This is a genomic window from Flavobacterium frigoris PS1, from assembly GCF_000252125.1.
Lineage (GTDB): Bacteria > Bacteroidota > Bacteroidia > Flavobacteriales > Flavobacteriaceae > Flavobacterium > Flavobacterium frigoris_A.
Window position 1 is genome coordinate 307,737 of sequence record NZ_AHKF01000010.1, and the last position, 24,381, is coordinate 332,117.

A 24,381-nucleotide genomic window follows, 5' to 3' on the forward strand; every position below is an offset into this window, starting at 1 on the left:
TAAACGTTAATAATCTAATAATCATGTCACAAAGTATTACTACTTTTATTGAAGAGGTTACTAAAAAAAACCCAAACGAGCCGGAATTTTTACAGGCAGTTTTAGAAGTTGCTGAAACTGTAATTCCTTTTATCGAAGAAAATAAAAAATACCAGAACAAAATGCTTTTGGAAAGAATGGTCGAATCAGATCGAATCATTATGTTTCGCGTAGCTTGGATTGACGATAAAGGAGCAACTCAAGTGAATAGAGGATACCGTATTCAAATGAATTCGGCAATCGGACCATACAAAGGAGGACTTCGTTTTCACCCATCTGTGAATTTGAGCATCTTGAAATTTTTAGCTTTCGAACAAACATTTAAAAATAGCTTAACTACATTACCAATGGGTGGTGGAAAAGGTGGAGCTGATTTTGATCCAAAAGGAAAGTCAGATAATGAAGTGATGCGTTTTTGTCAAAGTTTCATGACAGAATTATCTAAACATATCGGAGCTAACACGGATGTTCCTGCAGGGGATATCGGAGTTGGAGGAAGAGAAGTTGGTTTTATGTTCGGTCAATATAAAAGACTTAGAAATGAATTTACAGGTGTTTTGACCGGTAAAGGAATTTCTTTTGGAGGTTCATTAATCAGACCTGAGGCAACTGGATACGGTGCGGTTTATTTTGCACAAAGTATGTTAGAAACAAAAGGAGATAGTTTTGCAGGTAAAACAGTTGTGGTTTCTGGTTCTGGAAACGTAGCGCAATATGCTACTGAAAAAGCAACTCAATTAGGTGGTAAAGTAGTGACTATGTCAGATTCTGCTGGATACATTTATGATGCTGAGGGTATTGATGCGGAGAGATTGGCTCACGTAATGGAAATCAAAAATGAATTGAGAGGAAGAATTAGCGAGTATGTTAAGAAATACCCTAATGCAAAATATGTTGCAGGAGCACGCCCTTGGGAAGTGAAATGTGATATTGCATTGCCTTGTGCAACTCAAAACGAATTGAATGAGGATGAGGCTAAAGCTTTAGTAGCGCACGGATGTATTTGTGTAGCTGAAGGAGCTAATATGCCAACTATGCCTGATGCAGTTATTGTATTTCAAAATGCTAAATTATTGTTTGCTCCAGGAAAAGCATCTAATGCTGGTGGAGTAGCAACTTCTGGTCTTGAGATGTCTCAAAACTCATTAAGATTAAGTTGGACTTCTGAAGAAGTAGACGAAAAATTAAAGGGAATTATGCTTGCTATTCACGCTTCATGTGTGAAATATGGTTCTGATACTAATGGTTATGTTGACTATGTAAAAGGTGCAAACATCGCTGGATTTGTAAAAGTAGCTGACGCTATGCTAGCTCAAGGAGTAGTATAAATCTTTTTTAAATACTTAAAAAGCTTTCTGCCGAAGTTTCGGACAGAGGGCTTTTTTTTGGTTAGAACAAAAATCGGATACTTTTGTTTGTGTTATATTTGTAAACTAATAGTCACAACGATAATGAAAAAAAGACTTTTAAGTTTACTACTTTTAGTTGTCATTCAAATGACTTTTGCCCAAACTAATTTGTCTTGGCAGGGTTATTTTTCATATAATGAAATTAAGGATGTCTCAATATCAACATCTGGAATTTTTGCGGCTTCAGAAAACGCCTTGTTTTCTGTAAATACAATCAGCAACCAAATAAAAACAACCAATACGGTAGATGGTCTTTCAGGTCAAACCATAAGTTCACTTTACTATAGTCCTAAATTTAATAAGTCGGTTGTTGGCTATGAAAATGGATTAATCATTGTTATAAATGAGGCTGACGGAAGTATGCTGAATGTAGTTGATATTATCAACAAGCAACTTCCTGCTAACATGAAAAAGATAAACCATTTCATGGAATATGATGGTATTGTATATGTTTCCTGTGATTTTGGAATCGTTCAGTTCAATTTAGCTACGATGCTCTTTGGAGACACTTATTTCATAGGGGATAATGGTGCGGAAATTAGCATAAGACAAACGGCAGTTTACAATGGGTTTATTTATGCAGCAACAATTAATGGAATTCGAAGAGCTGCGATCACAAGCGCGAATTTAAATGACTTTAATCAATGGATGCAAGTGATTGCTGGAAGTTGGGCTAGTATAGAAACTTTTAATACAGATTTAGTGGCAATTAGCACTTCTGGTAATATACATAGATATAATAGTAATACGAACTCCTTTGTCAGTTTTGTGGTTTTGTCCCAGCCGACTGTGGATATGAGGGCAAATGATAGCTATTTGATTGTTACAAGTCCGAATAGTATATATGTTTACAATAAGCAAATGGCTTTAGTACGCCAAATAAGCAGTAATCAAATCCCAGAAAGCGACCCTGTATTTAGCTGTGCCGCAAGTGCAGGAGGTATAATATACATTGGTACAAAGGAAAATGGACTATTTACAACAACAATAGTTGGTGTTTCTGATTTTAAAAACGCAATGCCTTCAGGTCCAAGCCGAAATAATATTTTCGCAATCGAAGCTACGTCAAGTTCACTTTGGGCAGTTTATGGAGATTATACGGTAGATTATAATCCTTATCCACTAGATAATTATGGGATTAGCAAATTTAGCGCAACAGGCTGGTTGAATATTCCTTATGAATCAGTTTTGGATGCAAAATCGTTGGTAAGGATTATTGTGAACCCTAGTAATGAAAATGAGGTTTATATAGGTTCCTCTTATTCTGGCTTGTTAAAAATAGAAAATGATGAGCCATCAGTTTTATACAATCAAACAAATAGTGGGCTAGAGCAGATTTCATTCCTGCCAAATTACTTTAATGATGTGCGAGTAAATGGGGCTGTCTTTGATAAATCAGGGAATTTGTGGGTCAATAATAGTTTGGTTGATAACGGCATAAAAGTGTTAAAAAGAGATGGGTCTTGGCAAGCTTTCTCGACAAAAACAATACTCGCTGATATCGAGAAATCCAGTTTTGGAAGAATGACTGTCGATAAAAACGGAACAAAATGGATAGCAACCAGCAGAGATGGTATTATAGGTTTTAATGAAATTAGTAATGTGCTGAAGAAAATCACATTTGGACCTGAATCGGGGAATCTTCCTATTGCAGATGCAAGAGTAGCGGCAGTAGACAATAGGAATCAGCTTTGGATTGGAACGACAAAAGGCCTTCGTATTTTGTCGAATGTGGGCGATTTTCAAACCGAAAACCAATTGACAACAAGTTCGATTATTATATTAGAAGATAACCTTGCTCAAGAATTATTGTACGAGCAATTTATTACTGATATTGTTGTTGATGGGGCTAATAATAAGTGGATCGGTACTGCAGACTCAGGTTTGTTTCTAGTTTCTCCAAACGGACAGCAAACGCTATATCATTTTACAATAAACAACTCCCCTTTGCCTAGTAATGTCATCAATGATATTGCAATAAACAGTGCAACAGGAGAGGTTTTTATTGCTACTGACAAAGGTTTAATTTCTTTTAAAGGAGTTGCTACAAAAGCCAATGAGGATTTAAGTGAGGTTTATGTATATCCAAATCCAGTTCGGCCAGAATATGAAGGAACTGTGAAAATAGCAGGTTTAATAGATAGAGCTAACGTGAAAATCACCGATATTGAAGGGAATCTAGTGTATGAATCTACTTCAGAAGGAGGAACGCTAGAATGGGATACTTATGCATTTGGAAAGTATAAAGTAGCTTCTGGTGTATATATGATTTTTATTTCGGCGAATGACGGAGTAGAAACCAAAGTTAAAAAAGTGATGATCATAAGGTAGTTTAGAAGAATGAATTAAGTTTTCAATCTTAAATTTTTCAATTTTTGAATTAAAATAATGCAAGTCAAAACAAAAGCCATCGTTATTTCATCTATAAAATTCCAAGAGAAAAGCTTGATTGTGAAATGCTTCACCCAGTCTCATGGTTTGAAATCTTATTTTGTCAGAGATGCTTTTTCGGGTAGAAAATCGAATCAAAAAATCGCTTATTTTCAACCGTTGACCATTCTTGAAATTGAAGCTGTCCATAAGAATAAAGGAACTTTGGAAAACTTCAAAGAGATAAAGATTAGCGCACCTTTTCAGTCGATTCATTCGGATATTTATAAAAGTACCATCGTGATGTTTGTATCGGAAATTCTGCATCATTCAATACATGAAGAGGAAGAAAACGAATCGCTTTTCAGCTTTCTGGAAACGGCCTTACTTTGGTTAGATCATCATGATGAAATAGCTAATTTTCATTTGATTTTGTTGCTTGAAACTACAAAATATCTTGGCTTTTATCCTGATATTTCTGACATAGAGATGCCTTTTTTCGAGATGACCGAAGGTGTTTTTACGCCTTTTCACGCCATAAGTTCTCTTACGGAGCATGAAACGAATTTGTTTAAAAAATTGATCAATTTAAAATTCGATAACGACCAAAAAATCTTCCATGTCATTGAAAGGCAAATTGTGCTGAAGGTTCTTATTGATTACTACAGTATTCATCTTGACGGATTCAAAAAGCCAAAATCCCTTGATGTTTTAAAGGAAGTTTTTTCTTAGAAAGTTGAGCTCATCTCCCTTAAAAATTCAAGAAAAATCTAATTGAATACTTGTAACTTCAGGCAAATAGATAATTTCATTTTTGAGTTTAATAAACTCAAAAATGAAATTACTCTTACTTTTAAATTACTTGAAACGCAGTAGTTGACAAAAATCTGCGTCAATTCATGAAATCCGTGTTTAATTATTGAAAATTCCTTACTTTCGCACTTCGATTAAAGAAAAGGATAAAATGAGCACAAAATTTACTGAATACAAAGGACTTGACTTACCAACTGTAGCATCAGAAGTACTTGATTTTTGGAAGAAAGAAAATATATTTGAAAAGAGTGTAACTACCCGTGAGGGAAATGAACCATTCGTATTTTTTGAAGGGCCACCTTCAGCAAATGGTTTACCAGGTATTCACCATGTTATGGCACGCGCTATTAAAGATATTTTTTGCAGATATAAAACTCAAAAAGGATTCCAAGTAAAGCGTAAAGCGGGTTGGGATACTCATGGTTTGCCTGTGGAACTTGGTACCGAGAAGGAACTAGGAATTACAAAAGAAGATATAGGAAAGAAAATTTCTATCGAAGAATACAACGAAGCGTGTAAGAAGACCGTGATGCGTTATACTGACGTATGGAATGACTTGACTGAAAAAATGGGGTATTGGGTAGATATGGAAGATCCATATGTGACGTACAAGCCTAAATATATGGAGACGGTTTGGTGGATTTTGAAACAGATCTATAACAAAGATTTGATGTACAAAGGGTACACAATTCAACCGTATTCTCCAAAAGCAGGAACAGGATTGTCTTCACATGAAGTGAATCAGCCAGGAAGTTACCGTGATGTAACTGATACAACTGTCGTGGCTCAGTTCAAAACGATCAATGAAACTTTACCAGCTGCTTGGCAAGGATTAGGAGAGATTCTTTTTTTAGCTTGGACAACGACACCTTGGACATTGCCTTCGAACACCGCTTTGACTGTAGGTCCTAAAATTGATTATGTAATTGTAAAAACATTCAACCAGTATACTTTCTTGCCTACTAACGTGGTTCTCGCTAAGAACTTAGTTGGAAAACAATTTGGTAAAGGATTTTTCGCTAGCGAAGATGCTGCCGACTTTGAGAATTTCAAAGCAGGAGACAAGAAAATACCATTCCAGGTTATTGCTGAAGCAAAAGGCGCTGACTTAGTTGGGATTCGTTATGAACAATTAATGCCGTTCGTCTTGCCTTATCAAAATTCAGAAAATGCTTTTAGAGTAATTTCAGGAGATTTTGTGACCATTGAGGATGGAACAGGAATTGTACACACTGCACCAACTTTTGGGGCTGATGATGCAAAAGTGGCAAAAGAAGCTTCACCAGAGGTACCGCCATTATTGGTTTTGGATGAAAACGAAACTCCAGTTCCACTTGTAGATTTACAAGGAAAGTTTACTTCTCACATGGGTGAATATGCTGGTAAATACGTTAAAAACGAATATTATAACGATGGTGAAGCACCAGAGCGTTCTATAGATGTTGAAATTGCCATTCAATTAAAAGAAGAAAATAAAGCGTTTAAAGTAGAGAAATACGTGCACAGTTATCCACATTGTTGGAGAACAGACAAGCCTATTTTGTACTACCCGTTAGATTCTTGGTTTATAAAAATCACAGAAGTTAGAGACAGAATGTTCGAACTGAACGAAACCATCAACTGGAAACCAAAATCAACAGGGGAAGGTCGTTTTGGTAATTGGATTAAAAATGCCAATGACTGGAATTTATCTCGTTCAAGATATTGGGGAATTCCATTGCCAATCTGGAGAACAGAGGACAAACAAGAAGAAATCTTAATTGGTTCTGTTGAAGAGTTATACAACGAAATAGAAAAATCAATCGCTGCAGGTTTCCAAAAAGAAAATCCTTTCAAAGGTTTTGAAATTGGGAATATGGACGAGAGCAACTATGACCTAATTGACTTGCATAAAAATGTAGTTGATGAAATCACCTTGCTTTCTCCTTCAGGAAAACCAATGATGCGTGAAGCTGATTTGATTGATGTTTGGTTTGACTCCGGTTCAATGCCGTATGCACAATGGCATTATCCTTTTGAAAACAAAGACAAAATAGACGAGAATAAAGACTTTCCAGCTAATTTTATTGCTGAAGGAGTCGATCAAACCCGTGGATGGTTTTATACTTTACACGCTATTGCAACTTTAGTTTTTGATAAAGTAGCTTATAAAAATGTAGTTTCGAATGGTTTAGTGCTAGATAAAAACGGACAAAAAATGTCTAAACGTCTAGGGAATGCTGCAGATCCATTTGATACTTTGGCGGAATATGGACCAGATGCTACACGCTGGTATATGATATCAAATGCCAATCCTTGGGATAACTTAAAATTTGACTTAGAAGGAATTGCTGAGGTGCGTCGTAAGTTCTTTGGGACTTTATACAATACTTATTCTTTCTTTAGTTTATATGCTAATATTGATGGATTTACCTATAAAGAAGAGGAAATTCCAGTAAACGAAAGACCAGAAATTGACCAATGGATTATTTCTGAGTTGAATACTTTGATAAAAGATGTCGATGGTTTCTATGCTGATTATGAGCCTACGAAAGCAGCTCGTGCAATATCAGAATTTGTTCAGGAAAATTTGAGCAACTGGTACGTTCGTTTGTGTAGAAGACGTTTCTGGAAAGGGGAATATGCACAAGATAAAATAGCGGCTTATCAGACGCTATATACCTGCTTATTGACGGTAAGTAAACTGGGTGCTCCAATTGCTCCGTTCTTTATGGACAAGCTTTACAGAGATTTAACTTTAGCAACACAGTCAGAAAACTATGACAGTGTACATTTGGCAAAGTTTCCAATTTCGGTTGACAACTATGTTAATAAAATGTTAGAAAGTAAAATGGAGAAGGCACAAACCATTTCGTCATTAGTCTTGTCACTCCGTAAAAAGGAAATGATTAAGGTGCGTCAACCATTACAAAAGGTAATGATTCCAGTACTTGACGAGAATCAAAGGCTTGAAATAGAGGCGGTTTCCGATCTAATAAAGGCTGAGGTAAATGTTAAAGAAATCTTACTTTTGGACGATGCTTCTGGAGTTTTGGTGAAGCAAATAAAACCTAACTTTAAAGCACTAGGGCCTCGTTTTGGAAAAGATATGGGTCTAGTTTCCAAGGAGATACAAGTTTTTTCTACTGAAAAAATTAGTCAATTGGAGAGTAGCGGAGCTATAAATGTTGTTATTGATGGAAAAAGTATAACTTTAACATTGGAAGATGTAGAGATTTCTTCCCAAGATATAGAAGGATGGTTGGTTGCTAATTCAAATGGAATAACCGTAGCCCTTGATATAGTTATCTCTCCAGAATTGAAGAAAGAAGGTATAGCTAGAGAATTGGTAAACAGAATTCAAAATATCAGAAAGGATTCGGGATTTGAAGTGACGGATAAAATAAAGGTTCATTTGCAAAAAAATGACACTTTAGAAGATGCGATAAAGCCGAATTTAGAATATATTAAATCAGAAACACTAACAGAAGAATTGGTTTTTGAAGAAGTTATAGATAATGGCACAGAAATTGAGTTTGACGAGATAAAAACAAAAATAAAAATTACTAAATAATTAGGATATGGTAGATGCACCAACAAGATACTCAGACGCTGATTTGGCAGAGTTCAAAGAGATAATTCTAAACAAAATACATAAAGCGCAGGCTGATTTAGACTTGATAAAAAGCGCCTACATGAATGATTTGAATAATGGTACGGATGATACGTCGCCTACATTCAAAGCGTTTGAGGAAGGAAGTGAAAGTATGTCTAAAGAGGCGAACTCGCAACTGGCCATCCGTCAGGAAAAATTCATTCGTGATTTGAAGAATGCATTATTCCGTGTAGAGAACAAGACTTATGGTTTATGCAAAGTAACTGGTAAACTAATTGGTAAAGAGAGATTGAAAATCGTTCCTCATGCTACCATGAGTATTGAAGCTAAAAATCTACAGCGATAATATCTTCCGTTATATAAATATTTAACGCTCCATTGGGAGCGTTTTTTTTGATAAAATTATTACTTTTGCGCCACTTAAAATTTTAAAAATGTCATTACGAAAAGCGTATCTACTTATCTTCATTATATTAATAGTTGATCAGGTTTCAAAAATATTTGTAAAAACTAATTTTATATTAGGTGAAGAGGTTGAAGTTTTCAGATGGTTTAAAATTCTGTTTATAGAAAATGAAGGAATGGCTTGGGGTACTGAAATACCAGGAACCTATGGTAAGTTGTTCTTGACCATTTTTAGATTGATTGCAGTAGGCGGAATTGGATATTGGTTATGGGATTCTGTAAAAAGAAAACATAGTTCTAATTATTTAATTGTAGCAATAGCATTAATTCTGGCAGGGGCATTTGGAAATATCATTGACTCTGTGTTTTATGGAGTTATTTTTGACGACAGCCATGCACAATTAGCTACACTATTTACTGATCAGCCTTACGGCAAATATTTTCACGGTAAGGTAGTTGATATGTTTTACTTTCCGTTTTGGCATGGAACTTTACCAAGTTGGTTGCCGATTTGGGGTGGAAAAGATTTTACATTCTTTAATGCTATCTTTAATGTTGCTGATATGGCCATTTCAACTGGAGTGGGAGTATTAATCTTTTTTAATAAAAAAGCTTTTCACAAGAATTAAACTCTGAATTATAATAAAAAAGGGACCAATTCAAACTTGAATTGATCCCTTTTTTATTTGTTATGTCCTGGAGCATACTTTTTAGCGCTTTTTCCGCCATATATTTTTTTAGCTTGACCTGGTGGGAGTTTTTTAGCTTTATAAGTTGATCTGCTGGTTCCAGTCTGTATGCTGCAGTTTGATAATGATACTGCAAACAGAAGGACTAAAATTGCCATTAGAGACCTTGTGTATTTAATTTTTTTCATAATTTTAAATAAAATTGGAGGCGAAATTAAGCTTTTTTAAATTGATAAATAGCAGTAGGACATACGCAATAATCTAATTTCACATCAGCTTCGTGAGCATCAGTTATTTTATTTTCTGCTTCAAAAAAGGAGAGCCCAACTTTAATTACGTCCGGTTTACATTCCGAAAGAAATTTGTCATAAAAGCCTTTGCCATATCCCACACGATGTCCTAGCTTGTCAAAAGCCAAAAGTGGGACAAAAACCACATCAATTTTATTGGAAGGAACTTCAATTCCGTCAACTGGTTCGGGAATATTGAATTCGTTTTTTTTGATTTTGGTATTATCGGTTAATAAAAAATGGGTCATATTCCGCGTTTCAAAATCTGATTTCGAAATGATTATCTCTTTATCCTTACCTGAAAGTAAATATAAGATTAGTTCCGTATCCACTTCTTTATGTTCAATAATAGGCAAGAAAATATGAAAATAGGTCTTCTCCCAAATGGGTAAAGTCAATAGTTTATTGGCGATAGCCAAACTCATTTCCTCCAATTCATTTTCGGTTAATTCCCTTCTTAATGCTTTATACTTCGAGCGTAATTCTTTTTTGTGCATGAATGCTGCCTTTTAAATCAGCTATAAAAGTACTCAAATGATCTAGTTCTACATGGTCCATAACCACAATTTTATACCATTGATTGCCTTCTGCGTGTTTTTGAGGAACTAAATCATATTTTTTTTCCAATGTTTTTGTGATGTATTTAGCTGGAATCGCGACTATATTCATGAATGGTTCCCTGAAGTAAGGAATGTCTAATTGATCTAATTGGTCGCATAACCATTCAGTTCTCATTTGCAAGACCCTAATTTTTTCACACCATCCAAAGGGACCATAAGTAAACAGAATCATCCAGACCGCAACTGCATTGGATCCAGACCGACTTCCGCATAGTGTTAAGTCCATTCCTTCTACATATTCGGCTTCTTTCGTTAGGACGTTTTCAATCAAGCCTTTTCGGCAGATAAAAATTCCAGTTCCATAAGGTGCCTGAAGCATTTTATGGGCGTCAATAGTTATCGAACTGATTTTTGGATTTTCAAAATTTATGTCGCAGTTCTTATTGCTAAACGGATACACGAAACCTCCATAAGCTCCATCGATATGTAGTTTGTACTTTAAGTGGTGTTTCTCTAAAATCTGGGTGTAATCATCGGGATTGTCAACAGCGCCAAACATAGTGGTTCCCATGTTTGAAACTATAATGAAGTATTTTTTGCCGCTTTCTTTGGCGTTGAGAACGATGTCTTCAAGTGCAAAAACGTCTATAGTGCGGTTTTTAACATCTACGGGAACTTTTAACCAATCAAGCATTAATAGATTGGCTGCTTTAGGTATAGAGTAATGTGTGTCTTCGGATGCGATAATGGCAATTTCAGAGGGCTTTGCATTCTGTTTGTACATAAAGTAGTTGCGGTACATCCATATTGCCTGTATGTTTGCTTCGGTTCCTCCGGGTGCGATATAACCATCAAATGAATTGGCCTCAGCCTTGAATATATCAACTGCGAGAACACTCAAGACTTCACGTTCTATTTCCTGTGTTCCTTTGAATGCTTTCTCTGAAGTGCCAAGTGTGTGGCAACCGATATGATTTGGATTGGCTACATAAGTCTGAAGTGTTGGGGCGTCTTTTAGAAAGGCTGCGTCACTGTTAAATACCTTTCCATCTAGTTTAGATGCAGGATATCCCAATGAAGTATCCTTTTCAAAATTCACATTTTCATCTAACGCTTTTTCAATGCGTTCCTGTCTTTCATTTTGTGATAGTTTTTTCCAGTATTGCATGTTTGTTATTTTTTCATCAAAAATACGCATCCAAACTGGGGAGAAATATGATAAATGTTAGCTTTTTACTTTTCTAAAGTTTTAGATATATGGTAAATAGCATCACCTTGGTAGACAATAGGAGCAAGATTTGCATTGATGATATAACCGTCATTAGGCGCTTTTATTTTTCGTTCAAATTTACCAAAAGGGTCTGTAATGATCGCCAGAACAGTTCCTTTTTTTACAAAGCTACCAATCGTATTTTGATCATGTAATAAGCCGGAACATTTGGCTCTGATCCAGGTTGATTTTTCAATATAAATGGTGTTTGATTCTTGTTCTTTTACAAAATGTTTTGGGTCTAACATATCAAGATGGGCGAGAATTCGCTTTACACCATCGACACCTGCATCAGCAATTGATTCATTGATATCAAGCGATTTTCCGCCTTCAAAAAGTAACATTTTTACATTTAGTTTCTGGCTCGAATTCCTGAATGATCCTGCGATATTTTTAGAAAACAAGGTGAAAGGAGCATTAAAGACATCAGCTAATTCTTTTAATTCGGGACTGTTTGGAGCAAGTCGGATTTGTGGAGCGTTGAATCGACTGGCGCCTCCTGCATGAAAATCTACTGCGTAATCAACTAGCGGTATAATTTCGGTTAGGATATGAAAAGCAAATCTGCTGGCTAAGGAGCCTTTTTTAGTTCCGGGAAAAACTCGGTTTAAATCCCTGCCATCAGGAAACTGGCGGGACATATTTATAAAACCAAACATGTTGATTATAGGAATGCATATAATAGTTCCTCTTTTTGGCTTGTTGATTTTTTTTGTGATAAGTTGGCGAACAATTTCTACTCCATTTATTTCATCTCCATGAATTCCAGCTGTAAAAAGAACTATGGGACCGTCAATTTTAGAGCGCTGAACAATGATTGGTATTTTAAGTTTTGCCGTGTTGTGCAATTTGGCGATTTCCATATCGATGGTTCTACTCTGGCCTGCTAAGATAACCTCTCCTAGGATAGTTATAGGTCTTGTGTTTTTCATGGGGAATAAAAAGGTTAAATGTAGAAATTATTATTTGTAATTCGTAAATTTGGATTCAAAACAATAATTAAATCCAAATTAATAAAATCACTACAGATCAGTAAATGCTACTGTGTATCTTTGTGAAATATAATTAAAATGCAAAACCCAACTCTCGAACTTCAAATACAGACTTTACCAGACGGTCCTGGAGTATATCAATATTATGATAAGGAAGGAAAAATATTGTATGTAGGGAAGGCTAAAAACTTGAAAAAGAGAGTTTCTTCCTATTTTAACAAGATTCACGATACGGCCAAAACAAATGTGTTAGTAAAGAAGATTGTGACCATAAAACATATCGTGGTACCAACTGAGACCGATGCTCTTTTATTAGAGAATAACCTCATAAAAACACTGCAGCCTCGATATAATGTGCTGTTGCGCGATGATAAGAGTTACCCTTGGTTGTGTATTAAGAAAGAGCCTTTTTCGCGCATTTTTGCCACAAGAAGAATGGTAAAGGATGGTTCTGAGTATTTTGGTCCATACACTAGTTTCAAGACAGTAAATACTATTTTAGAACTTATAAAAGAGCTGTACCCGCTGCGTACTTGTAATTTTGATTTAAGTAAATCAAACATTGAAAGCGGGAAATTTAAAGTTTGTCTCGAGTACCATATTGGAAATTGCAAAGGCCCATGTGAAGGTTTTGAAACTTTAGAAAATTATCAGAAGCAGGTAGATGCCATTCGCGAAATTCTCAAGGGGAATTTTAAAGAAAGCATGAAAGACTTTAAGAAAGTGATGACTGAGCTAGCTCAAAATATGCATTTTGAAGAAGCACAAAAAATAAAAGAGAAAATCGAAGTGCTCGAGAATTACCAATCGCGCTCGACAATCATAAACCCAAAAATTACCAATATTGATGTGTTCTCCATCGTTTCTGATGAAAGTGCCGCCTACGTAAATTTTTTACAAATTTCCCACGGATCTATTATTCGTTCGCACACCATGGAAATAAAGAAAAAACTGGAAGAAACGGATGAAGAATTATTAGAACTGGCGATAATAGAGTTGAGAGAACGATTTCAATTGTTGTCTCGTGAAATTCTTGTTCCATTTATGGTAGATTTGGGTGAAAATATAAAAGTCACCGTACCTCAGTTGGGGGACAAAAAGCAAATTTTAGACCTTTCTATTCGTAATGCTAAATTTTATAGGATTGAACAGTTGAAACAATTACAAATTGTTGATCCAGACAGGCATACTAATCGGATTATGGCACAAATGCAGAAAGATTTGCGATTGCCTTTCGAACCAAGACATATCGAATGTTTTGACAACTCGAATATTCAAGGGACAAATCCTGTGGCAGCTTGTGTGGTTTTTAAAGATGGAAAACCAAGTAAGAAAGACTATCGCCATTTTAACATCAAGACGGTCGAAGGACCAGATGATTTTGCTTCTATGACTGAGGTTGTTTACCGTCGTTACAAAAGACTCTTGGATGAAAATCAAGCTTTGCCACAATTGATAATTATAGACGGGGGGAAAGGACAATTATCTGCGGCGCTTAAAAGTATTGACGAGTTGGGACTAAGAGGAAAGATAGCCATAATTGGTATTGCAAAAAGACTGGAGGAGTTATTTTATCCAGGAGATTCGATTCCGTTATACTTAGACAAGAAATCAGAAACACTTAAGGTAATTCAGCAGTTGCGGAATGAAGCGCATAGATTTGGGATAACACATCATAGAGATCAAAGAAGTAAAGCAGCATTAAATTCATCAATAGAATCCATTCCTGGAATAGGCGAAAAAACCATGTTGGCGCTAATACGACACTTTAAAAGTGTTAAAAGAGTGAAATTAGCAACAGAAAAAGAAGTTTCAGATGTTATAGGGTTATCAAAAGCCAAAAAAATTGTCGACTTTTACAATTCCATAAAAGAATGAATTTGATATAGGTAATAAAAAGTAATAAGTAGTAAAAAATACAAACGTCCTTTATGAAAAAATATATTCTTCTAATTTTAATATTTTTCAGTAGCATATCGATGTTTTCACAAAAGCAAAACAGACCAAAGATAGGTTTGGTCTTAAGTGGTGGTGGAGCAAAAGGATTTGCACATATAGGGGTTTTGAAAGTGCTGGAAGAAGCAGGGGTAAAGATTGACTACATAGGAGGAACCAGTATGGGTGCTGTTGTAGGGGGACTTTATGCTGTGGGATATAATGCGACGCAAATTGATTCGATCTTTCAGGTTACTAATTTTGATGAATTAATAAATGACTTCATTCCAAGATCATCAAAAAATTTTTACGAGAAAAGTAACGATGAACTGTATGCGCTTGTTTTACCTTTCAACAAATTTAGCATTGGAATACCTGAAGCACTTTCAAAAGGAATGTACAATTTTAATTTATTAAGCAGAATCACAAGGAATGTGAGGCATGTAAGAGACTTCAGTAAGTTGTCTACTCCATTTTTGTGTATTGGTACTGATATTGAATCAGGTAAACAGGTTGTATTAAACAAGGGTAATCTGGCTCAAGCCTTACTTGCTAGTTCGGCATTTCCTTCGTTGTTTTCTCCGGTAGAAATTGATGGTAAGCTTCTAGTTGATGGGGGAGTTACTAACAATTACCCTATTGATGAGGTTAGGAAGTTAGGAGCGGATATTATTATTGGAGTTGATGTGCAAGATGACTTACGGGATAGAACTACACTTAATGATGCTACTAAAATATTAGTGCAAATAACGAACCTTCATTCGATAGAAAAAATGAAAAATAATGTCCTTAAAACGGATATTTATATCAAGCCTGACATTACAGATTATGGAGTAATATCATTCGACAAAGGGAAAGAGATTATACAAAAAGGGGAAGAAGCCACATTTGCTGTTTTTGAAAAAATAAAAGAGTTAGTGCGTAATGATTCAATACTATACAAGAAACCTAAATTAAAAGTCCAAAGGGATAGTTTACAAATAGGCGATATAAATATTACTGAATTAGACAATTTCACAAAAGACTATGTCCTTGGGAAATTGAAATTTAAGCCAGGAACTACTATTAGCTATAAGCAGTTGGAAGTAGGGGTTAATAATATTAATGCAACAAATAACTTTAGTGTCATAAATTACTCGTTGGATTCAAATGGGGAAGAGGATGACTTCAATCTTAATTTAAAAGAAAATGCAACCAAAACATATTTAAAATTTGGATTGCATTATGACGGACTATTTAAGAGTGCTGTATTACTAAATTTAACGCGTAAAAGGACATTGTTTAAAAATGATATTGCATCGTTAGATTTTGTACTGGGAGATAATTTTAGGTATAATTTTGATTACTATATCGAAAACGGTTACAATTTGAGTTTCGGTTTTAAATCCTCTTTCAATCAATTCAATAGGAATGTGGCTAGAGATATAAGTAGTTTGGATTTTGGGCCTTTGGGTATAAATTCGATTAATATTGATTTTTCAGATATTACGAATCAGCTTTATTTTCAATCTTTATTTGTGCAGAAATTTTTAATTGGTGGAGGTCTAGAATATAAACGACTGAAGATTACTTCTGAGACTTTGGCTGCCATGGATCCAGTAATAGATAATAGCGATTATATAAGTGTTTTTGGATATATGAGATACGATTCTTTTGATGACAAGTATTTTCCAAAAAAAGGATGGTATGGCTCTGGAGATATTAAGTCTTACTTACTTTCGTCAGACTATACAAAGGAATTTAACACCTATTCTATAGTGAAGGGAGAGTTTGGAATTGCAGCAACCGTTTTTAAAAATGCAACCGTCAAATTTCAAACGGAAGCAGGTTTTTCTTTTGGCAACGAAAGTGTTACATTCTTTAATTTTATTTTAGGTGGATACGGCTACAACCAAATTAATAATTTCAGACATTTTTACGGCTACGATTTTTTAAGTATTGCGGCTAATAGTTATGTAAAGTCTACTGTGACAATGGATTACGAGTTTTTGAAAAACAATCATATTAATTTCGCAGCTAATTATGCCAATTTGGGTGACAGAATTTTTGAATCTGTTGATTGGATTTCAATACCTAAATACTCGGGCTACGGCATTGGTTATGGTCTTGAAACGGTAGTAGGTCCTATTGAAATTAAACATACTTGGTCACCTGAAACCAAAAAAGGGTACACTTGGTTTAGTGTGGGATTTTCGTTTTAAATTTAAACTTTATCAATAAAAATTCCGATATTTGTTATAATGAAAGCAAAATGGACAGGTTTATTAGAGTATCTACAATTCTTAATCAAGAGAAATCCTGAATAAGGCACTATTTTTTGATTTAGAATAACGAATTGCAAAGCCTTGCCGCTTTATTAGTTACACTTTAAACAAAATAATCATGCCATTATACCATAAATTAGGGGAGTTTCCTCAAAAAAGACACACGCAGTTTGTAAAACCAAATGGTGGTTTTTACTACGAACAATTATTTGGAACAGAAGGTTTTCATGGAAATTCTTCCTTGTTATATCATGTCCACAGACCAACTCAGGTAAAAGAAATCAATAAATCATATTCAGTAGAGCCTAGAATAGCTATTGGAAAAAACATAAAATCTTTACTACTTAAAGGATTTGAATTAAAGCCAGAAGATGATTTTCTAGACAGTCGCAAAGCGATGTTAGTTAATAAAGACTGTACAATTGGGCTTGCGGCACCTAAAAAATCGCTAACGGAATATTTCTATAAAAATGCCGATGCTGATGAGATGATTTTCATCCATAAAGGAAAAGGAAAATTACGTACGATGATGGGAAATATTCCTTTTGACTACGGAGATTACCTCATCATACCGCGCGGAATCATATACCAAATTCAATTTGATACCGAAGACAATCGCTTGTTTTATGTAGAATCTTTTGCGCCATTTTATACGCCTAAACGCTATAAAAACGAATCTGGACAACATTTAGAACATTCGCCATTTTGCGAACGCGACTTTATTTTGCCAAACGAGTTAGAAACCCACGATGAAAAAGGAGATTTTTTAATCAAAATCAAAAAAGAGGGAATGATGCATGAAGTAGTTTATGCTACGCATCCCTTTGACGTTATTGGTTGGGATGGTTATAATTTTCCATACGGATTTAGTATTCATAACTTCGAACCTATAACGGGGCGTGTACACCAACCGCCGCCAGTACATCAAACATTTGAAACGTCAACTTTTGTAGTTTGTTCGTTTGTTCCTAGATTGTACGATTACCACCCAAAAGCAATTCCAGCGCCTTACAATCACAGCAATATTGACAGTGATGAGGTATTGTATTACGTAGATGGTGATTTTATGAGTCGCAATAACATTGAGCAAGGACACATCACGTTGCACCCGAAAGGAATTCCACACGGTCCGGCGCCAGGAGCTATGGAACGCAGTATTGGTCACAAAGCTACCGAGGAATTAGCTGTTATGGTTGATACTTTCCGTCCGCTGATGGTAACCGAAGAAGCTATGGGGCTAGATGACGGCAAGTACTACAAATCTTGGGTAGAGTAGTTTAAGGAGCTATTTCCTGCTGTACGCTGTATCTTTATGTTTTTAAAGAAAAAACATAAAGGATGCCGCTACCATCAGGGCTAGAAATCAAAATTCAAAAAAACAATTCGGTTGTATCAAATAAACGATTGACCGATTAAACAAATAAACATTATGGCTAAAGAAGTAAAATCAGTAGAATACGGACTAGAAAAAATATTTGAAGGGGCACAAGATTTCCTTCCATTATTAGGAACTGATTATGTAGAATTCTATGTAGGAAACGCAAAACAATCTGCACATTATTATAAAACGGCTTTTGGGTATCAATCACTGGCCTATGCCGGATTAGAAACTGGAGTTAAAGACAGAACATCTTATGTGTTAAAACAAGATAAGATCCGCATCGTGCTTACAACGCCGTTAATACAAGATTCTCCAATACACGACCATTTGAGAAAACATGGTGATGGAGTAAAAGTAGCTGCTTTATGGGTAGAAGATGCCACAAGTGCTTATGAAGAAACGATGAAACGTGGCGCACGTTCTTTTATGGAACCTACAGTCGAGAAAGACGAGCATGGTGAAGTGGTGCGTTCAGGGATTTATACTTACGGAGACACCGTTCATATATTTGTGGAACGTAAAAACTACAATGGTGTTTTCTTGCCAGGATATAAAGAATGGAAATCCGATTACAACCCAGAACCAACAGGTTTAAAATACATTGACCATATGGTGGGGAATGTAGGTTGGAATGAAATGAATACTTGGGTTAAGTTCTATGAAGAGGTAATGGGATTTGTAAACTTCCTTTCTTTTGATGACAAACAAATTAACACGGAGTATTCAGCCTTGATGAGTAAAGTGATGTCTAATGGAAATGGAAGAATTAAATTTCCTATTAACGAACCTGCCGAAGGGAAGAAAAAATCACAAATTGAAGAGTATTTGGATTTTTACGGAGGTCCAGGAATACAACACATAGCCATCGCGACAGATGATATTATCAAAACAGTTAGTCAATTAAAAGCCAGAGGGGTTGAGTTTTTGTCAGCACCGCCACATACATACTATCAAGCAATTCCGGAACGTTTAGGAGAGCATATGGGTATGATGAAAGAAGATATCAATGAAATTGAAAGATTAGCTATCATGGTTGATGCTGATGAAGATGGGTATTTATTGCAAATTTTTACAAAACCAGTACAAGATAGGCCAACTTTGTTTTTTGAAATTATTCAAAGAATGGGGGCTAAAGGTTTTGGAGCAGGTAATTTTAAAGCATTGTTTGAATCTATTGAGAGAGAGCAAGCATTGCGAGGAACGCTGTAAAAATGCATTTTTTTTACAGTATGTGAAAAAATAACCGACGAACAACCTGTTATTTTATCAATGTTGTGTTAAACTTTTTTTTTAGTTTAAATATGTAGATTTGTTGGCTACCTTTGCACTCGCAAAATGGAAGGGGTGGTTTCCTTCCGATTTGATATAAATTTCATAATTTATAGTTTTTTGGTTAGTTAATAGCATAAAAACTCAGTCATTATTTGACTGAGTTTTTTTGTTTTAATATATTTGGAACAAAATTTGCAACTGCACTCAATAAATAGATAAAGTAAGTTATGAAAAAAATAATACTATTCTTGTTATTGATACTAACTGTAAGTTTTGACTCACCTAAAGATGACGCATATGATGTTGGCGAATGGTTTAAGTTTCGCATTCATTATGGTTTTGTAAATGCTGGGTATGCAACCTTAGAAGTCAAAGATGCCAATATAAATAATAAAAAAGCCTTTCATGTTATCGGTAAAGGATATACGACAGGAATGTCTCGGTTTTTCTTTAAAGTAGATGATTTATATGAAAGCTATATAGATAAGGAATCGGGTAACCCTTATCAATTTGTAAGAAAGATAAATGAAGGAGGTTATACTAAAAACCAACAAGGTTTCTTTAATCAGTCATCCAATAAAGTTACCGTAAAAGATTACAAACACGGAAACGAAAAGACCTTTGTTATTCCTAAAAATACCCAAGATATTTTATCAGCCTTTTATTATTTGAGGAACTACCCTAGTATAGATAAAATTAATCCAGGGGAAACAATCGCTATCGACATGTTTTTTGACGATGAAACCACAAAATTTAAGTTAAAGTTCATAGGTCGTGAAGATATTACGACTAAATTTGGCACAGTGTCTTGTATGGTCTTTAAACCCTACGTTCAGTCAGGTCGTGTTTTTAAGGAGCAGGAGAGTTTAACTGTTTGGATATCAGATGATGATAATAGATTGCCTGTTAGAATAAAAGCCGAATTGGCCGTAGGATCAATAAAAGCGGACTTAGATGCGTTTAAAGGATTGAATAATCCGTTTAAAATAAAAAAGTAATGAAAATTAATGAGAATACAGAAGCTATTTTAAATGAAATCGAGCTTAAATACCAGGCCATAAACCAAAAAACAGAGACGCATTTAGAAGGTTTGCTGTGGTCAAAACCAATTACATATTGGGACTACATCCAAACTGATGCCTTGTTGAGTTTGCAAACGCAAAGAACAACACTTCCTGATGAGATGGTTTTCATTATGTATCATCAAGTAAATGAACTTATTTTTAAGATGATTCTGTGGGAGATGCATCAAATATGCTATTGTGAAGATATAAAGACAGACTTTTTTACTGAAAGATTAATGAGAGTCAGTCGCTATTTTGATATGCTAACTACTTCTTTTGGAATCATGGAAGAAGGTATGGAGGTAGATCAATACATGAAATTTAGAAATACCTTAACTCCAGCTAGTGGATTCCAGAGCGCACAATATAGATTAATCGAATTTTCTTCAACAGATTTGATTAATTTGATTGATTACCGTTTCAGAGCTAAGATTGACAGAGACACTTCATTTGAACATGCTTTTGAACATTTATATTGGCAAGCTGCTGGAAAGGATTATAAAACAGGTGAAAAATCATTCCTTTTACAGGAATTTGAACGCAAATATAAAGCTACTTTCCTAGCCCATATGAAGGAATATAATTCCATTAATATTTGGCAGAAATTTAAGCAACTTCCTAAAGACGATCAGAACAATCCGGAATTAGTAAAGGCAATGCGTCATTTTGACCATACTGTCAATATTACTTGGGTGATGCAGCATTTAAACGTAGCAATTAAGTACATCGATCATAGCGGAAAAGGAGATGGAGAGGCGACAGGCGGAAGCGATTGGAAAAAATACATGCATCCAAGATACCAACGAAGGATATTTTTCCCGGAATTATGGACTGCTGAGGAATTGGCAAATTGGGGTGTAGAAAATTAAGTTGAATTCAGAAAAATAACACAGTTTGAAGAAGGTATTAATGGTTATCATAGTATTGACAACAATACTAGCTTGTAATAAATCTAATAATAAATCCAAAAACACAAATAAGGTTAAGCCTAAAAAGGAGATTGCGGAAAATTCTGACTTTGGATTTAATTTTTCTGAATACAATGTGGTTCAGGATACGGTAAAAAGAGGCGATACTTTTGGTACAATTATAGAAGACCAAAATATTGGAGACAGAAAAATATACGAAATTGTACAAAGTATAAAAGACACCTTTAATGTTAGGATTATTAGACCTAATCGAGCGTATACAATGCTGAGGTCAAAGGATAAAACTAATAAGCTGCAGCTTTTTGTCTACCAGCCAGATGCTTTAAGTTACTATATCTTTGATTTACGTGACTCAGTAGTTGTTGCTCACAAGAAAACAAGACCTATTACTATAAGAAGAAGGACAATTGGTGGTGTTCTAAAAGGTTCCTTGTCGGAAACTTTAGGAGATGCCGGTGTCGAGGCTGCGTTAGCTAATAGAATTACAAAAATATATGCTTGGTCTATTGACTTTTTTAAACTTAAAAAAGGAGACCGCTTCGGAATCACTTTTACGGAAAGATTCATAAATGACTCAGTTTACGACGGAGTAGATAATCTAGAAGCTTCATTTTTTGAATACAAAGGAAAAATTATCTATGCCTTTCCTTTTGCCCCAAACCCTTCTTCTGAGAAAATTCAATATTACGACGAAGATGGTAAGACATTGAAAAACTTCTTCCTTAAAACTCCAATTAAATTTAGTAGAATTTCGTCGAGATTTACAATGAACCGCTATCATCCGGTACAACATAGGTGGAAAGCACATAAAGGAACTGATTATGCGGCACCTACGGGAACTCCTATTACTACAACCGCTTCAGGTACGGTAGAAAGAACAGGTTATACGGCGGGAAACGGGAATTATGTAAAAGTGAAGCATAATAGTACTTATTCTACACAATACCTACACATGTCAAAAATCTTGGTTCGACGCGGTCAACGTGTCAATCAAGGGGATGTTATAGGAAGAGTAGGTAGTACTGGTTTAGCAACAGGTCCTCATGTCTGTTATCGATTTTGGAAAAATGGTAAGCAGGTTGATGCATTGAAGCTGAATTTACCAAACGGAGAGCCGATGAGCGGTAAAAATAAAGTGCGATTTTTAAAGACAATACAACCGTTGAAATTTGAATTAGACAGCGTTGGAAATTTATAATTCAATATAAAAATGTTCTAAACGTAGTTTTTGTAAGTTAATTTGTAAAGAGGAACAATTATTTAAATTAAATAATTGTTCCTCTTTTATGTTTTGTTGGGAAACTGATATCCTTTTGAATTTTGATTAAATTATTATAAAAAGTAAAACGCTTTATCAATTAAAACTTAATTCAGTATTTTTGCTTGTATAAAATATAACTTGAACCCCACTATAAATGGCTTTAAATACTACAAACCCGACTGAAACATCATCTTGGAAAAAATTACAAAAGCACTTTGATGAAATGCAAGGAGCTTCAATGCAGGAGATGTTTCAAGCGGATGCTGCAAGAACTGAAAAGTTTAACCTAAAATGGAATGACTTTTTAATTGACTATTCGAAAAATATAATTAATAAGGACACGATGGCTCTTTTGCTCGAATTGGCAAATGAGATGGGGCTTGAAAAGGCAATAGTGGACTATTTTGAAGGAGATTTAATTAATCAGACGGAAAATAGAGCAGTGCTTCATACCGCGTTAAGAGCTAAGGAATCAGCTGTTATCAATGTAGATGGTATTAATGTAGTTCCTGAGATATATGATGTAAAGGGTAAGGTAAAAGCATTTACGGATCAAGTGGTGTCAGGAGAAAGAAAAGGGTACGGCGGAAAAGCTTTTACTGACGTTGTTAATATCGGTATTGGAGGTTCTGATTTAGGTCCTGCAATGGTAGTTGAAGCTTTGCAATATTATTCAAATCACCTAAACGTTCATTTTGTTTCAAATGTTGATGGTGATCATGTTAATGAAATTATTAAAAAATTAAATCCTGAAACTACTCTTTTTGTTATCGTTTCTAAAACTTTTACAACTCAGGAAACACTAACAAACTCCGAGACCATCAAAAAATGGTTTTTACAATCAGCCAGTCAGGAGGATATTGCCAAGCATTTCGTTGCGGTTTCTACCAATGTAGAAAAAGTAACTGAATTTGGGATAAATCCAGAAAACGTTTTCCCTATGTGGGATTGGGTTGGTGGACGGTTTTCTTTGTGGAGTGCGGTGGGACTTACCATCAGTTTAGCTGTTGGTTTTGATAATTTTGATGAATTATTAGGCGGTGCAAATGAAATGGACGAGCATTTTAAAACGGAGGATTTTGACAAGAACATGCCTGTAGTTTTAGCTTTGTTAAGCATTTGGTACAATAATTTCTTTGGTGCTGAAAGCGAAGCCCTAATTCCTTATACTCAATATTTACAGAAGTTGGCACCTTATTTACAGCAAGGAACTATGGAGAGTAATGGTAAAAGTGTAGGTAGAGACGGGAAACCGGTAAACTATCAAACTGGAACTATAATTTGGGGAGAACCAGGGACAAATGCACAGCATGCTTTTTTTCAGTTAATTCATCAAGGGACTAAGCTAATCCCATCAGATTTTATCGGGTATGTTAAGCCATTATATGGTGATGAGGATCACCACGATAAATTGATGTCTAACTTTTTTGCGCAAACTGAAGCTTTAATGCACGGTAAAGCTGCAGACCAAGTTCAGGCGGAATTTGATAAACAAGGACTTTCGGCGGATAAAGCAAAGTTTTTAGTTCCTTTCAAGGTTTTTAAAGGTAATAAACCTACTAATACTATTCTTGTCGACAAATTGACTCCAAAATCGTTGGGTTCTTTAATTGCACTATATGAACATAAGATTTTTGTTCAAGGAGTGATTTGGAATATTTTTAGTTTCGATCAATGGGGAGTAGAACTTGGTAAGCAATTGGCGACTTCTATATTAGAAGAGATACATACTAAAAAAGTTAAAAATCACGATAATTCAACTGAATTTTTATTGAAATATTATTTAAAGAATAAATAGAGTTTATTTGTAGATTCTTTTACTTTTTTTTAAAACCCTGATTGT

General features: G+C 35.1%; 18 protein-coding genes. 14 read left to right on the forward strand and 4 right to left on the reverse strand.

All coding sequences use genetic code 11. The annotated features are described in order from the left end of the window. Nucleotides 1-23 precede the first annotated feature (23 nt). From gdhA to HJ01_RS03810, 6 genes are all read left to right on the forward strand, one after another. Nucleotides 24-1,367: an NADP-specific glutamate dehydrogenase gene (gdhA, locus tag HJ01_RS03785; protein ID WP_007136973.1), complete on the forward strand. Its 1,344-nt coding sequence runs from the start codon at nt 24-26 to the stop codon at nt 1,365-1,367. Between the two features lie 123 nt (nt 1,368-1,490). After that, nucleotides 1,491-3,779 (forward strand): T9SS type A sorting domain-containing protein, encoded by a 2,289-nt coding sequence (locus HJ01_RS03790; RefSeq protein ID WP_007136974.1) that lies wholly within the window; start codon nt 1,491-1,493, stop codon nt 3,777-3,779. 57 nt (nt 3,780-3,836) lie between these two features. Then, complete coding sequence (recO, locus tag HJ01_RS03795) at nt 3,837-4,550, forward strand: DNA repair protein RecO (protein WP_007136975.1); 714 nt, start codon at nt 3,837-3,839, stop codon at nt 4,548-4,550. A gap of 232 nt (nt 4,551-4,782) precedes the next feature. Next, nucleotides 4,783-8,184 carry an isoleucine--tRNA ligase gene (ileS, locus tag HJ01_RS03800; RefSeq protein WP_007136976.1) on the forward strand — a complete coding sequence of 1,134 codons (3,402 nt, stop codon included), beginning with the start codon at nt 4,783-4,785 and terminating at the stop codon, nt 8,182-8,184. Between the two features lie 7 nt (nt 8,185-8,191). Next, nucleotides 8,192-8,572, forward strand: a complete 381-nt coding sequence (locus HJ01_RS03805) for a TraR/DksA family transcriptional regulator (protein WP_007136977.1) — start codon at nt 8,192-8,194, stop codon at nt 8,570-8,572. 88 nt (nt 8,573-8,660) lie between these two features. After that, the gene (locus tag HJ01_RS03810; protein WP_007136978.1) at nt 8,661-9,260 is read left to right on the forward strand and encodes a lipoprotein signal peptidase; all 600 of its coding nucleotides are present in this window, start codon (nt 8,661-8,663) and stop codon (nt 9,258-9,260) included. 53 nt (nt 9,261-9,313) lie between these two features. Here the strand turns inward: HJ01_RS03810 and HJ01_RS17285 are convergent, their stop codons facing one another. The 4 genes from HJ01_RS17285 to HJ01_RS03825 all read right to left on the reverse strand — a co-directional run bounded on the left by HJ01_RS17285 (nt 9,314) and on the right by HJ01_RS03825 (nt 12,372). Next, nucleotides 9,314-9,508, reverse strand: a complete 195-nt coding sequence (locus HJ01_RS17285) for a hypothetical protein (RefSeq protein ID WP_081478696.1) — start codon at nt 9,506-9,508, stop codon at nt 9,314-9,316. A 26-nt stretch (nt 9,509-9,534) separates the two neighbouring features. Continuing rightward, nucleotides 9,535-10,107: a 5-formyltetrahydrofolate cyclo-ligase gene (locus HJ01_RS03815; protein ID WP_007136981.1), complete on the reverse strand. Its 573-nt coding sequence runs from the start codon at nt 10,105-10,107 to the stop codon at nt 9,535-9,537. Further along, nucleotides 10,076-11,338 carry a pyridoxal phosphate-dependent decarboxylase family protein gene (locus tag HJ01_RS03820; RefSeq protein WP_040473683.1) on the reverse strand — a complete coding sequence of 421 codons (1,263 nt, stop codon included), beginning with the start codon at nt 11,336-11,338 and terminating at the stop codon, nt 10,076-10,078. The genes HJ01_RS03815 and HJ01_RS03820 overlap by 32 nt, the downstream gene beginning before the upstream one ends. Nucleotides 11,339-11,403: 65 nt before the next feature. Beyond that, a complete protein-coding gene (locus HJ01_RS03825) occupies nt 11,404-12,372 on the reverse strand; it encodes a succinylglutamate desuccinylase/aspartoacylase family protein (protein ID WP_040473660.1) in 969 nt (322 codons plus the stop codon). Nucleotides 12,373-12,510: 138 nt separating this feature from the next. Between HJ01_RS03825 and uvrC the strand changes: the two genes are divergently transcribed. The 8 genes from uvrC to pgi all read left to right on the forward strand — a co-directional run bounded on the left by uvrC (nt 12,511) and on the right by pgi (nt 24,336). Next, complete coding sequence (gene uvrC, locus HJ01_RS03830) at nt 12,511-14,310, forward strand: excinuclease ABC subunit UvrC (protein ID WP_007136984.1); 1,800 nt, start codon at nt 12,511-12,513, stop codon at nt 14,308-14,310. A gap of 53 nt (nt 14,311-14,363) precedes the next feature. Further along, nucleotides 14,364-16,568, forward strand: a complete 2,205-nt coding sequence (locus HJ01_RS03835) for a patatin-like phospholipase family protein (RefSeq protein WP_040473661.1) — start codon at nt 14,364-14,366, stop codon at nt 16,566-16,568. Nucleotides 16,569-16,749: 181 nt separating this feature from the next. Next, complete coding sequence (locus HJ01_RS03840) at nt 16,750-17,907, forward strand: homogentisate 1,2-dioxygenase (RefSeq protein WP_007136986.1); 1,158 nt, start codon at nt 16,750-16,752, stop codon at nt 17,905-17,907. A gap of 153 nt (nt 17,908-18,060) precedes the next feature. Continuing rightward, a complete protein-coding gene (hppD, locus tag HJ01_RS03845; RefSeq protein WP_007136987.1) occupies nt 18,061-19,221 on the forward strand; it encodes a 4-hydroxyphenylpyruvate dioxygenase in 1,161 nt (386 codons plus the stop codon). Between the two features lie 290 nt (nt 19,222-19,511). Then, entirely contained in the window at nt 19,512-20,282 is a 771-nt protein-coding gene (locus HJ01_RS03850; protein ID WP_007136988.1) for a DUF3108 domain-containing protein, read from the forward strand. Then, a complete protein-coding gene (locus HJ01_RS03855) occupies nt 20,282-21,217 on the forward strand; it encodes a tryptophan 2,3-dioxygenase family protein (protein ID WP_007136989.1) in 936 nt (311 codons plus the stop codon). The genes HJ01_RS03850 and HJ01_RS03855 overlap by 1 nt, the downstream gene beginning before the upstream one ends. A 25-nt stretch (nt 21,218-21,242) precedes the next feature. Then, nucleotides 21,243-22,475 (forward strand): M23 family metallopeptidase, encoded by a 1,233-nt coding sequence (locus HJ01_RS03860; protein ID WP_040473662.1) that lies wholly within the window; start codon nt 21,243-21,245, stop codon nt 22,473-22,475. A 217-nt stretch (nt 22,476-22,692) separates the two neighbouring features. Beyond that, complete coding sequence (gene pgi / locus HJ01_RS03865; RefSeq protein WP_007136991.1) at nt 22,693-24,336, forward strand: glucose-6-phosphate isomerase; 1,644 nt, start codon at nt 22,693-22,695, stop codon at nt 24,334-24,336. The last annotated feature ends 45 nt before the right edge of the window (nt 24,337-24,381 follow it).